The organism is Mesobacillus sp. LC4, assembly GCF_053543455.1.
The window spans coordinates 227,325-240,288 of record NZ_JBGCUB010000004.1 but is presented as its reverse complement, the minus strand read 5'-3'; the positions used below and the strand labels follow the sequence as shown (position 1 = coordinate 240,288).

At 43.2% G+C, this 12,964-nt stretch carries 13 protein-coding genes; 3 read left to right on the top strand and 10 right to left on the bottom strand.

Annotation, left to right across the window (positions count from 1 at the left end; genetic code table 11):
• Positions 1-26: 26 nt before the first annotated feature.
• The 4 genes from AB5I83_RS14505 to AB5I83_RS14490 form a co-directional block, all read right to left on the bottom strand.
• Entirely contained in the window at positions 27-1,049 is a 1,023-nt protein-coding gene (locus AB5I83_RS14505; protein WP_448976155.1) for an ABC transporter ATP-binding protein, read from the bottom strand.
• Complete coding sequence (locus AB5I83_RS14500) at positions 1,046-2,029, bottom strand: oligopeptide/dipeptide ABC transporter ATP-binding protein (protein ID WP_167832184.1); 984 nt, start codon at positions 2,027-2,029, stop codon at positions 1,046-1,048. Before AB5I83_RS14500 ends, AB5I83_RS14505 begins: the two co-directional genes overlap by 4 nt.
• Positions 2,030-2,457: 428 nt before the next feature.
• Positions 2,458-3,699, bottom strand: coding sequence for a beta-ketoacyl-ACP synthase II (gene fabF / locus AB5I83_RS14495; protein WP_448976463.1), 1,242 nt, complete (start codon positions 3,697-3,699; stop codon positions 2,458-2,460).
• Positions 3,700-3,759: 60 nt separating this feature from the next.
• A complete protein-coding gene (locus AB5I83_RS14490) occupies positions 3,760-4,692 on the bottom strand; it encodes a beta-ketoacyl-ACP synthase III (protein ID WP_448976154.1) in 933 nt (310 codons plus the stop codon).
• A gap of 314 nt (positions 4,693-5,006) precedes the next feature.
• On the opposite strand from AB5I83_RS14490, the gene AB5I83_RS14485 reads away from it, so the two are divergent.
• Positions 5,007-5,315 (top strand): hypothetical protein, encoded by a 309-nt coding sequence (locus AB5I83_RS14485; RefSeq protein WP_448976153.1) that lies wholly within the window; start codon positions 5,007-5,009, stop codon positions 5,313-5,315.
• Positions 5,316-5,343: 28 nt separating this feature from the next.
• Here the strand turns inward: AB5I83_RS14485 and AB5I83_RS14480 are convergent, their stop codons facing one another.
• The 4 genes from AB5I83_RS14480 to AB5I83_RS14465 form a co-directional block, all read right to left on the bottom strand.
• Positions 5,344-5,532: a ComZ family protein gene (locus AB5I83_RS14480; RefSeq protein WP_167832182.1), complete on the bottom strand. Its 189-nt coding sequence runs from the start codon at positions 5,530-5,532 to the stop codon at positions 5,344-5,346.
• A 25-nt stretch (positions 5,533-5,557) separates the two neighbouring features.
• Positions 5,558-6,508: a BMP family ABC transporter substrate-binding protein gene (locus AB5I83_RS14475; RefSeq protein ID WP_448976152.1), complete on the bottom strand. Its 951-nt coding sequence runs from the start codon at positions 6,506-6,508 to the stop codon at positions 5,558-5,560.
• Positions 6,509-6,649: 141 nt separating this feature from the next.
• Positions 6,650-7,471: a hypothetical protein gene (locus AB5I83_RS14470; RefSeq protein WP_448976151.1), complete on the bottom strand. Its 822-nt coding sequence runs from the start codon at positions 7,469-7,471 to the stop codon at positions 6,650-6,652.
• 68 nt (positions 7,472-7,539) lie between these two features.
• Positions 7,540-8,277 carry a hydrolase gene (locus tag AB5I83_RS14465; protein ID WP_448976150.1) on the bottom strand — a complete coding sequence of 246 codons (738 nt, stop codon included), beginning with the start codon at positions 8,275-8,277 and terminating at the stop codon, positions 7,540-7,542.
• 260 nt (positions 8,278-8,537) lie between these two features.
• Between AB5I83_RS14465 and AB5I83_RS14460 the strand changes: the two genes are divergently transcribed.
• Complete coding sequence (locus AB5I83_RS14460; protein WP_167832178.1) at positions 8,538-8,723, top strand: YjzD family protein; 186 nt, start codon at positions 8,538-8,540, stop codon at positions 8,721-8,723.
• Positions 8,724-9,019: 296 nt separating this feature from the next.
• On the opposite strand, the gene clpB is transcribed toward AB5I83_RS14460, so the two are convergent.
• Both clpB and AB5I83_RS14450 read right to left on the bottom strand, forming a co-directional pair.
• Positions 9,020-11,620, bottom strand: a complete 2,601-nt coding sequence (clpB, locus tag AB5I83_RS14455) for an ATP-dependent chaperone ClpB (protein WP_448976149.1) — start codon at positions 11,618-11,620, stop codon at positions 9,020-9,022.
• A gap of 149 nt (positions 11,621-11,769) precedes the next feature.
• Positions 11,770-11,952, bottom strand: a complete 183-nt coding sequence (locus tag AB5I83_RS14450; RefSeq protein WP_079508079.1) for a YjzC family protein — start codon at positions 11,950-11,952, stop codon at positions 11,770-11,772.
• Between the two features lie 150 nt (positions 11,953-12,102).
• On the opposite strand from AB5I83_RS14450, the gene AB5I83_RS14445 reads away from it, so the two are divergent.
• Positions 12,103-12,915, top strand: a complete 813-nt coding sequence (locus AB5I83_RS14445; protein ID WP_448976148.1) for an undecaprenyl-diphosphate phosphatase — start codon at positions 12,103-12,105, stop codon at positions 12,913-12,915.
• Positions 12,916-12,964 lie beyond the last annotated feature (49 nt).

Genomic DNA, 12,964 nt, shown 5'->3' with positions numbered 1-12,964 from the left:
TCCTCCCTTCAAATCCTGCAGCCGCCCTATGTATATAGATGGCAGGCGACAAAATGATTGCTCTTGACTTCTTTAAAGTCAGGATTCACTTGTTTGCAAAGGTCATATGCAGCAGGGCACCTTGTATGGAATACACACCCTTTGGGTGGATTTGACGGACTTGGAAGCTCCCCTTTCAGGATGATCCGCTCCCGTTTCATGACACCTTTCTTTCTTGGAATCGGCACAGCAGAAAGCAATGCTTGAGTATAAGGATGCAGCGGTTCCGCATAGAGCTCATTCTTGGAGGCAAGCTCCATCATTTTCCCGAGGTACATAACCCCTACTCTGTCGCTTATATGCCTGACAACACTCAGGTCATGAGAGATAAAGATATAAGTAAGACCGAATTCTTCCTGAAGGTCCTCCATCAAATTAATGATTTGTGCCTGAATCGAGACATCCAGTGCTGATACTGCTTCATCTGCTATGATCATTTCCGGATTCAATGCCAGCGTCCGGGCTATCCCAATTCTCTGCCGCTGTCCTCCGGAAAATTCGTGTGGATAACGGTTGATAAAAGAAGCATTAAGGCCTACCTTTTCCAATAGACTCTCGACACGTTCGTCCCTCTCTTTACCTCTGTAGATATGATGAGTATCAAGGGGCTCCCTGATGATCGATCTCAAAGTCTTCCTCGGATTGAGGGAAGCAAAAGGATCCTGGAAAATCATCTGGATATTTTTGCGTACATCCTTTCGCAGATCGCTTTCAGAAAGATGGGAGATATCCTTGCCATTGAAGATGACTTTTCCATCAGTAGGTTCATAGAGTCGGATGATGGTTCTTCCGACAGTCGATTTACCGCAGCCAGATTCTCCGACGATTCCCAATGTTTCTCCCTTATTCACCTTCAAATTTATTCCATCAACTGCTTTTATATGACCAACTGTCTTTTGCAGCAATCCGGATTTGATAGGAAAGTGCTTCTTTAAATCCTGTAGTTCAAGCAAGATTCCAGAGCTATTTTCCATTGTTTTATTTTCCGGTGATTCACTTGTTGAGATCATTTTTCCACCTCCTTGCCATCATGTAAAAAGCACCTTACAGACCTGGTACTGTATTTCCTCAGAAGACTCGGAGCTTCATTGAAACAGCGGTCAAAAGCATGTGGGCATCGTGGTGCAAAACGGCAGCCTTTTGGCAAATTCTCGGGTGAAGGAACATTTCCTTCAATGGAGGCAAGCCGTTCATGATCCTCGTCTATTGATGGAATTGAACCCATAAGGCCATTCGTGTAAGGATGGAGGGGATTTTCAAATAAATCCTCCACCATCGCTTCTTCCACGACCTGGCCTGCATACATGACGACGACTCGGTCAGCAACTTCAGACACCACTCCGAGATCATGTGTGATAATCAGAATGGATGTATTGAATTTCGTACTCAAGTCCTTCATCAAGTCGAGGATTTGCGCCTGGATGGTCACATCCAATGCTGTTGTCGGCTCATCTGCAATCAAAAGCTTCGGGTTGCAGCTCATCGCCATCGCAATCATCACTCGCTGCCGCATCCCTCCAGAAAGACGATGTGGATAATCATTGATGATCTCCTTCGCACGGGAAAAACCAACGAGTTCAAGCATCTCAATTGCCTTTTTCTTTGCCATCACCTGATTGAGTCCCTGGTGGTATGTCAGTACCTCCGTGATCTGTTCCCCAATGGTAAGCACAGGATTCAGCGATGTCATCGGCTCCTGAAAAATCATCGAAATATCATTGCCGCGAATCCTGCACATTTCCTCCTCACTTGCCTTGACAAGATCCCGGCCATCAAATTGAATCTGCCCGTCCACAATTTCCCCGGGTGGACTGGGAATCAATCGCATGATTGATAGAGAAGTAATACTCTTTCCAGACCCCGACTCACCAACCAGTGCGACAGTTTCCCCTTTATTGATGACAAGGTCCACTCCATCTACTGCTGGAATCACTGTCTTTTTCCTTTTAAAATAGGTTTTAAGATTCTTTAGCTCCAATAAGGCTGTCACGATTCTTGCACACCGCCTATCCAATTGAATTGATATAAAAAGAAATGATTTTCTGCTCAGGTGAAGATTCTGATAATTATTAATTATTAGAAACACTGTTCTTTTATTACACTTTCATTACTTTTTTTAAGAGAATATTCCGTGGACGTTTGTTAATAATATGTATTTTGAACGAAAAATACTTTTTCAGGAAAATAGATTTAGGTATTTCTTCCGTTTAGTCTCGGGGGCTTTAATCCAGTTTATAGAGGAGGGACACATGGACAGTCAAATGAAATGGGGACTATGGAAGGGTTCCTTTTACCGAAACTTGATTGCTGGATCATTTTCGGGCAATGCCATATGCCCTGCCTGCTAAATAAAAAAGCAGAAACCCAATTAATCAGGGTTTCTGCTTTAATATTTCGAGGAGCTCACCTCGAAGCTTATTATACTTCGTATTTTCTGAAAGCAATTGTGGCGTTGTGGCCGCCGAAGCCCAGTGAGTTGCTGATTGCTGCATTAACCTCTTGCTTGCGCGCTGCGTTCGGCACATAATCGAGGTCACAATCTGGGTCCGGTGTATCCAGATTGATTGTTGGCGGCAAGATTCCTTCTTTCAAAGCGAGGATTGTGAAAATCGCTTCGATTCCGCCTGCTGCACCAAGTAAGTGGCCTGTCATCGATTTGGTTGAGCTTACTGCAAGCTTGTATGCATGCTCGCCAAATACTGTCTTGATGGCCATTGTTTCGAATTTATCATTATATTCAGTGCTTGTTCCGTGTGCATTGATATACCCAACTTCTTCTGGTGCAAGGCCTGCATCGTCAAGGGCCATTTTCATAGCTCTTGCGCCGCCTTCTCCTTCAGGTGCTGGAGCGGTAATGTGGTATGCATCACCAGTTGCGCCATAACCCACGATTTCAGCATAGATTTTAGCTCCACGCGCCAATGCGTGCTCTAAATCTTCAAGGACAACGATTCCAGCTCCCTCACCCATTACAAACCCATCTCGATCTTTGTCGAAAGGCCTGCTCGCTTTTTGCGGATCCTGGTTCGTAGAAAGAGCAGTATTTGCACAGAAACCTGCGAAAGACATCTTCGTAATTGGTGCTTCTGCGCCACCAGTAACCATAACGTCTGCATCACCGCGCTGGATGACCTTAAATGCATCGCCGATAGAGTTGGTTCCAGTTGCACATGCTGTGACCGTACAAGAATTAAATCCTCTTGCCCCAAGAGTGATGGAAACCTGTCCTGTTGCCATATCAGGAATCATCATCGGCACGAAGAAAGGACTGACCCTGCGGTATCCTCTGTTCATGAACGTTTCGTGCTGCTGCTCGAATGTCTCCATCCCGCCGATTCCTGATCCGATCCATACACCGACACGAGGAGCATTTTCGTCTGTGATCTCAAGGCCTGAATCTTTCACAGCCATCAATGAAGCCGCCACCGCATAATGAGTAAATCGGTCCATCTTCCTGGCATCTTTTCTGTCTAAAAAGTTCTCAACATTGAATTCTTTTACTTCTGCCGCCACTTTTGCAGGGAAGTCATCTGCATTCAATCTAGTGATCGGACCGATTCCTGATACTCCTTCAATGATATTATTCCAGGTAGTTCCTGCGTCATTTCCAAGAGGCGTAACAGCCCCGATCCCTGTAACAACAACTCTGCGTTTCTCCATCATTATTGCATCTCCTTTATTCGTACTGTTAATTTATATAGAGTTCATATGATAATCAGTTTATTTACCCCATCGCATGGCGATCGCGCCCCATGTCAATCCGCCGCCAAAGCCAACCATTACTACGACATCTCCATCTTTTATCTTTCCTGCTTCCAATTCCTCAAAAAGCGAGATTGGAATCGACGCAGCAGATGTATTTCCGTATTTATGGACGGTCTTTGACATTTTTTCTACCGGCAGCTCAAGCCGCTGGCGAGAAGCTTCCATAATCCTGATATTTGCCTGGTGGGGAATCAGGAAATCAACATCTTCTTTTGAGAGACCGGCTTTTTCAAGTACATTGATACTGCTTTCCCCCATTTGCCTAACCGCAAATTTAAAGACTTCCCGACCGTTCATGACGATATAATCATCCTGATATAAGTGCTTTCCTCCGGAACCATCAGACCCCAGTTCAAAAGAGAGCACTCCTCTGTTCTCGGAAACAGGCCCCATGACAACCGCTCCGGCTCCATCACCAAACAGCACTGCTGTGTTACGGTCATTCCAATCCGTAATTTTGGAAAGCTTTTCTACACCTACTATTAAAACATACTTATAAGTGCCCGCCTCAATAAATTGTTTGGCTGTAACCATTCCATACATAAACCCGGCGCATGCAGCACTCAAATCCATTGCGGCAGCTTTTTTTGCACCCAACTGGTCCTGGAGCATGCACGATACTGTTGGGAAAGGCTGATCAGGTGTAACAGTCGCCACTAAAATCAAGTCAAGGTCCTCTGCTGAAATCCCCGCATTGCTGATGGCTTCGACAGCAGCACGATAGGCTAAATCCGATGTATCCATATCGTCGCCAGCAATTCTTCTTTCTTCAATCCCTGTTCTTGTCCGGATCCACTCATCCGAAGTATCCATCTTTTTTTCCAGATCAAGGTTTGTTACAACTTCCTCCGGCAAGTACCGCCCAACCCCAGTTATCCCTGCATTCATGGGATCCATCTCCTTTTATCTTGGATTCTGTCTATTTAGCTAAATTTATTATCAATTATTATGACTTGGTACTAATTTTATCAGAAACTGCTCTTCCTCTGCAACTTAAAAATTAGATTTCCGCACATGCCCTAGTCCATGTGGCCAGATCAATCATAAACTGATAGGGAAGAACAATGCTTCCTGGTCAGCTTTTGATGACCTGAAGCGATCTAAAATTAGCCAGTTCTAACCAGTTGCTCAAATCACTCATAAAAAATTTTCACAATTAAAAGTGTCAAAAAATAGAGAAATAGAGAAAGGTGGGAATGAAGATGGAGGATGAAAGAACCCGAGACCTCTTTGGTTTTAAGCTCAGGAGGGATCATGATGAGAGTTCCGATCAACGGGAACAGGGATATGATCATTTCGACCATTTCATGTTCGGCCGGTCAAGAGAAATAGAAGAAGTTGAGGAAAATGTCAACAATGACTTTCTGATTAATAAGTATTTGGGGAAAATTGATTTAGATGAAGTGATGCATCATGTAGATACGTTGATCACTTCAGCCCGCGAGCTCAAACCCCTCATGGGAAAAGTGAGACCTTTGTTTGACCACTTCATTGAAAAAAATAAAAGCTGAGGGCAGGCCTCAGCTTTTACTGTGTATGCTATTCTTTTGCAGCATCCGCTTTTCCAAGCTCATATGCTTCGTTCATTACATTCGTGAAAAGCGTGAAAAACGGCTGCAGGTTATCCATTGTCAACTCAATGCCTGCCTCCTGAAGTTTTTGCTGTGCTTCCGGAAGGTATTTCATGGCAATTTGCATGAACTCCATTGTTTTGTCATTAGTTTGCATGTCTATTGTCTCCTTTGAACGTTATTTACTGGTTAGGCAATTTACCGGTTTCTTTATAAGAATTAATATAAGTTCCTATTCTCTCCCTGAATTTAGAGTCGACTTTAGGACTGAATTTGCCAAGGGAGATTACACCGTCCTGGAAGTCGAATGACAGGTTTCCAGACTTAAGCTCCCCATTGTTGAACTTCTCGGCTGTCAGTTCATACAAGTCATCAACATGCTGGACAGTACTCGTTAATACCGTGGACTCCCCGAAATCCGATTGGTCGGAAATATAGCCGATCACGTATAAGCCTCGGTCCTTCACCTTTTCAATGACAGGTACATTATACCCATCTCCAGCAGGGTAAATGACATCAGCTCCATTATCCAATACATCGTCCAGGACATCGAGTGCCTTTTCTTGGTCATCCCAGTGGCCAACAAGGCGAATGTCTACTTTCATATCCTTATTTTCAAAGATCGCACCATCATAGAAGCCTTCCACTTCTGGCTGCCATTCATACGCTGCAATGATTCCGACCTTACCCGTTTCAGACATATGGCTGGCGACCATTCCGCCAAAAAAGCCCATAGCATATGCCTTGAAATTTAGGCTTGTTGTGTTTTTCGCCCTGGCATCTCCGTTAAAACTAATGAAATGAATGTCAGGATATTTACTTGAAATCTTATTGAAAAAGGCAGCGTATTCATTTCCATGCCCATATATAAGGTTAACTCCCTGCCGGTCGAACTCCCCCACTGCAGCCTCAACGGCTTCCTGAGAATTCATCCCTTCTTTGAAAAAGACATCCACTCCCAGACTGGATTGGATTTGCAGAAGTCCCCGATACCCTTTCGTCCCCCACACCTGATCATTAATAGTTTCAGGCACCAAGAGGCCTACTTTCTCCACCTTGTCCGTGGAAAGAGGTTGTCCGCATCCCCCAAGCAAAAGAAGGCTTAACAATATTAGCCCGAAACGTTTCAGCATCCGATGCATCTCCTTTATGCGCCACTGTGCAAAACTCTTTCATTTTCAGTGCCCGCTACATTAAAATGGAACCGATTAAAAGAATCTTTTACCATTTTACTCTTTGGAGTATTACTTTGAAAAGTCATTTATTGAAATTCCCTATCCCTTGCTGTCCTGTATCCGGTTAAATTGCTCCTTTTGCCTGCTTAACCCCTTGCTGATCTGCTCATTTTGTCCTACTGTGCTGACCTTGATGGAATTTTTGATTGCAGGTGCTGCAGCCTTATTTCTAAGGAATCCAGCACCACTGCCCAGCAGCTCTTCTGCACACTTAAACCATCGATCCTGTTCTCCGCTAGATAGTATATATTGTCCTTGAAGTCCTGACTCAGCCAGTTCCTTTATCATTTTTACAGCATCATCTATATACAGGCAATCATGCGTCCATTCCCTTGGCCCGATATCAGGAATCTCCTTATTTTCATATAAGGACCGAGACATTACTTGCTGAAAAAAGCATTCTTCCGGCTGCCAAGGACCATAAATGGTCGGCAAATAGAGTGCGAGAAGATTGGAATCACGGCTGTAAATCAAAGAGTTCACTCTTGCCTCTCTCAATTCTGCTTTTTCCTGAGCAAAATATGCCGGCAATATGACGACTGTCGGCAGCTTTTTCAAATTCCGATTTTCTAATTCACTAAGGAGTACTTCGTAAATACCATCCGTATTTTGTCGCCTCTGCAAGGATTCAAACAAAGTCACAAACAAAATGCCTTCTGCTTGCTCTGCATCCCATTCTTCCAGACTGATTTCAAGGAAATTGGCATTCCTGCCGATTTCCAAGCGTTTTTCCTCAGTAAAAGAATCCTTTCTATTTCCTTCGGTATCGACTCCATTTATCTCAACACCTTCATCAAGCAAATACCGGCACAAGCTATAACCTATAAAATCATATATTCCGAGAATCGTTGCCCTTTCCATTTTATATGCCTCCCTGAAAATACTCTCTTGTATCCTATGAATCTAAAAGTGAAAATATTTGCAGGGAGTTATAGGACTTGCTCATATTTTGTAAAAAAATGTACGATTTGGCTTCCTACTTGGAGCTTTTTTTCTGGAAGTACATAGCTTACGGTTACCGGAAGGCCATCTTTCTCCCATTCAGCAGAAAGTTCATTAAGGATGCTTGACTGCTTGTAGGCTCTGTTTCCTGATAATACATGGATGATTTTGACCGATGTTTCCTTCTTGAAGGCAGGACTGGAAGAGATTTCGTCCAGGCTCTCAAGTAGTTTGCTAATATCTGTTTCATAAGCCGCTTCAAGTTCAGCGACAAGCTTTTTATAAAAAAACTTATTCTCCTTTTCCTGCTCCAGATGCTTACTTAAAGAGAGGATTGGGTTGATTAAGATCAGGCTTCTGATTTTAAAATCACTATGTGCTAAAAGTTTCAAGGCTACAAGTGCGCCCATTCCTTCTGCAACGACATGGAAAGAGGGATTCAAAATTTCATTTCGGACGATATGGCTGCACAGTCTCATCGTTAAATCGACAGCCTTCTCACTTCCCCAATGCCTTCCATATAAATTTGAATAGAAGACCGTATACCCTTCTTTTTTCCATATGTTCAGTAATGAACGTTTACCTTCATTCTGTTTCCAGAAGCTGCTGCTGTCGTTCACAAAGTGCCTTTCGTCACCAATCGTCAGGATACCGAAACCATTTGGCCTTTCAGGATAATGGATAACATTCCATTCGGTATCCAGTTTAAAGTTCCGGCTCTCCATCTTACCATCCCCTTTCCCTAAAGATTATTCATATTACTGTATGTTATTTAACAGGAAATGAAAGGGGATTTGCCCAAATTTCTGGATTAATCCCTCCTCTTTACTACAATCTGCAACATATCTTCAAATATAATATTACCAGGTTTTAGAAAAAGAAAGTGTTCTGTGAAAACGCTTTTCAATTTATGTGAAATTCATTTATAATTTAGATGGCTTGTGGTAAGATGAGAAAAGATTTAATAATGTAAGAGGTGAAAATTGTGAAATATTTCTGGACATTGCTCTGGACATTCCTCCTGGTTCTCATGCTAAATTACGTAGCCGGCGCGATGATCGGCGTTGGACTGGACTTAGCTCAAAGTGCGATCCTGGCAGTTGTGTCAACAATCATTCTCCTTGTGTTTCCTGCTGTACTTCCAAATGGTGAAGAAAACCACCAACATTAATGTACATAAAAAAGTCATCCAGCCGGATGACTTTTTTCATTTTGATTTTCGTGTAGGGATGAATTCATAAGCGGAAAATTTCCGGCTATTGTATATAGAGTCGCTAATTGAGCAGAAATAAGCGGAGATATTCCGGTTAACTGCTTAAAATAAGACAAAATCCAACGATTTGGATGAAATAAACGGAAAAACGACCCTTATTTTTAAGAAAATAAAGATCGTTGCAAACTTAAGCGAAGTTATTCCGTTTATATTCCAAACACTATGAAATCAACATCAATTAAAATAGATATTCATTATATAACACTTAATGAGATATCTCCCTCGTTGACGCCAATTTCCACCTGGCTCTTCTCTTTGATCCTGCCTGCAATGATTTCTCTGGCAAGCTTGGTTTCGACACTTCTCTGGATAAATCGCTTCAGCGGTCTTGCACCGTAAACCGGATCAAATCCATGTTCAGCTAAAAATTCCTTTGCTTCATCCGTGATTGTCAGCTGGATCTGCTGGTCAGCGAGCCTTCCTTGCAAAATCTTCACTAACTTTCCGACAATCATTTTGATTTCCTTCAACGCTAAAGGCTTGAATAAAATGATTTCATCTACCCGATTCAGGAATTCCGGGCGGAAATGGCTGCGCAATTGGGCCATCACTAGATCCCTCGTTTCAGAAGAGATTTCTTCACCGCCATCCGGCCGGTCAAGCAAATGATGTGAACCAATATTGGATGTCATGATGATCACGGTATTCTTAAAGTCGACCACTCTGCCCTGAGAATCAGTCACCCGTCCATCATCCAGCATTTGCAGAAGGATATTGAAAACTTCCGGATGTGCTTTTTCCACTTCATCGAGGAGTATGACAGAATACGGGTTCCTTCTAACCGCCTCTGTCAGCTGGCCACCTTCTTCATACCCTACATATCCCGGAGGTGCTCCAATGAGTCTTGAAACGGCATGTTTCTCCATATACTCAGACATATCGATTCGGATGATATGCTCTTCACTATCGAACAATGACTGAGCAAGCGTTTTGGCCAGTTCGGTTTTACCCACACCAGTCGGCCCGAGGAAGATAAACGAACCGATTGGTCTGTTCGGATCCTTGATGCCGGCTCTTGCCCTGAGGACCGCATCGGACACTAGCGATACCGCTTCATCTTGTCCGACAACACGTTCATGGAGGATACTCTCAAGCTTAAGAAGCTTTTCACGTTCGCCTTCTACCAGCTTCATCACAGGAATACCTGTCCACCGTGAAACGATTCCGGCAATTTCTTCTTCGGTGACCTCTTCCCGAAGCAGTCTTTCTCCTTCATTCTCGCTGACTTCCAATTCCAGTGCCTTCAGATTTTTTTCAAGTGCCGGAATTCGGCCATGCCTAAGTTCTGCTGCTTTATTCAAATCATAATCATTCTCTGCTTTTTCCAGCTCCCGACGAAGTTTCTCCAGCAGCTCCCGCTGTTCCTGAACCTTTTGGATGCCTTCTTTTTCCTTCTGCCATCTGGATTTCATTGCATTCGCTTTTTCCATCAAGTTGGCTAGTTCCTTACGAAGAACCTCTAATCGTTCCCGGCTGGCATCATCTTTTTCCTTTGTCAACGCAGCTTCTTCAATTTCCAGCTGCATCACCCTTCTGGTTACTTCATCGAGCTCTGTAGGCATTGAATCAATTTCCGTACGAATCATCGCACATGCTTCATCCACAAGGTCAATCGCCTTGTCCGGCAAAAATCGATCCGTGATATACCTGTCAGATAATGTGGCTGCAGCAACAAGCGCACGGTCATGGATGTTTACTCCATGGTGGATTTCAAACCTTTCCTTCAATCCTCGTAAAATAGATACTGTATCCTCGACATCAGGCTCCTGCACAAGTACCTGCTGGAATCTTCGTTCCAGCGCCGGATCCTTTTCGATATACTTGCGATGCTCATCAAGCGTTGTCGCCCCGATGCAATGCAGTTCTCCACGGGCAAGCATCGGTTTGAGCATATTGCCGGCATCCATTGCCCCTTCAGTTTTACCTGCGCCGACAATGGTATGGAGCTCATCGATGAACAAGAGGATTTTCCCTTCACTCTTTTTCACTTCATTTAATACTGCTTTCAGTCTTTCCTCAAATTCGCCACGGAACTTAGCACCAGCTATAAGCGCACTCATATCCAGTGCAAAAACTGTCTTATCCTTCAAGCCTTCCGGAACATCCCTGCGGACAATCCTTTGTGCCAGTCCTTCTACAATCGCTGTCTTACCGACACCAGGCTCCCCAATCAATACAGGATTGTTTTTTGTCTTCCTTGAGAGGATGCGGATGACATTGCGAATTTCACTGTCCCTGCCAATCACTGGGTCAACCTTTCCTGCCCGGACTTCCTCCACAAGGTCACGTCCGTATTTCTTTAACACTTCATAAGTTGCTTCTGGGTTTTGTGAAGTCACTCTCTGGTTCCCCCTAACCTCACTGATTTTCGCTAACAGTTTTTCTCTGGTAACATTAAATTTCTTTAAAGCTGCGCCAGCTTTTGAACTCGGTATTTCAAATAAAGACAACAAAAGATGTTCGACGGACAAATAGTCATCCTCAAATTGTTTCATTTCCTTTTCTGCCTGTGCCAAAACCTTCTGCAGAGTTACCGTAATATATAATTTTCCCTGTTCTGTCCCGCTTCCAGAAACTTGCGGCTTCTTTGACAGGACATGGTCCAATTCTTCTTTATAATGATCCAGGTTAAGTCCGATACCAGTAAGCAGCGTTGCCGCCAGATTGCTGTCCTGCTCAAGCAGGGAAAGCATCAAATGTACATCATCTACTTCCTGGTGATTATGTTGAACAGCCAGGGTCTGGGCTGATACAAAGGCATTCTGCAAGCTTTCAGTCATTTTATTCAAATCCACGCCCAACCACTCCTTTGACCTTTTTTGACCTTTAATTATATTATAATAAAAATTCCCAATTAGTAAAGCCATCCGCATTGGATGGCTTTAGAAAAAACAAAATGAATTTCACCCTCAATTAGCTCTTGTCCTGCTGTTTGTTCTACAGATTATTTGAACTTAGGCATGTAAGTCCAGTGGCGGTTATGGTTGGAGTTTTCCGGAAAACGGTCCCCAGCTTTAAGCTTGATTTTCTGTGGGTTATTGACATTGCTGCCTGTTTCGCCAATTTCAATGTAAATACCATTATTCGGTGCCTTTTGTCCGGCACGAAACTGATGACTTTGACCCATTTGCCTTCCTCCTTCATTCAAGTATTCCGGCCTTTTTATTATTTGCTTATTGCAATAAAGTATTTATGCTAATTTATCCTTCCAAAAAAAAGGGTTATGCGGTACATTAGTGTGTATGAGTTTAAAAATATGCGGAGGATTCAAAACGACATGGAAAATTTTTATGACTTGTTAAAATACATATTTCTTGGTCTGTTCCAGGGAATAACAGAACCGATCCCTGTTTCATCAAGTGGGCACCTTGAAATCGCAGAGCACTTTTTCGGGCTTGAAATTAGAGGCATGAGCTTTGCACTTTTAGTAAATACTGCTTCTTTATTCGCTGTTCTATTGATTTACCGTAAAGATATCATGCGTTTAATTGTCAATGGACTTGCATATCTTAAGAACAAAGATCCAGAAGCGAAATCTGATTTTATGTTCATCGTCTATTTAATTGTTGGAACGATTCCTGCTGGTGTAATCGGGGTCCTGTTTGGGGATTTTATTGAGGATAACTTAGCATCGATTAAGACTGTTGGTTTTACGCTGTTAGTTACAGGTTTGGCATTGTGGTTGATTCGTAACCTGAGGGGCCGGAAAAATGATGGAGACTTAAGCTTCAAGGATGCCATTATTGTCGGTTTAGCCCAAGCTGTAGCTCTTATCCCTGGAATTAGCCGTTCTGGAGCTACGATCGTCGCGGCGATGGCACTTGGTATGAAACAGGAAACTGCATTGCGGTACTCCTTCCTTTTATATATTCCAGTCAGCGTTGGGGGAATGATCCTTGGGTTTTCAGACATTTTAACAGATCCATACCTTGATGAGCTGGCAGTACCATATGTCTTTGCATTCATCGCTTCACTGATTGCCTCTTACTTCTCTTTAAAATGGTTCATGAATATCATGGCGCGTGGAAATCTGAAATACTTTGCGATATACTGCTTCATTGTAGGACCACTTGTCCTCATCTTTTCTTAATACAAAACCGGCTAACTGATTTGTTAGCCGGTTTTTCTTTTTTTTCACT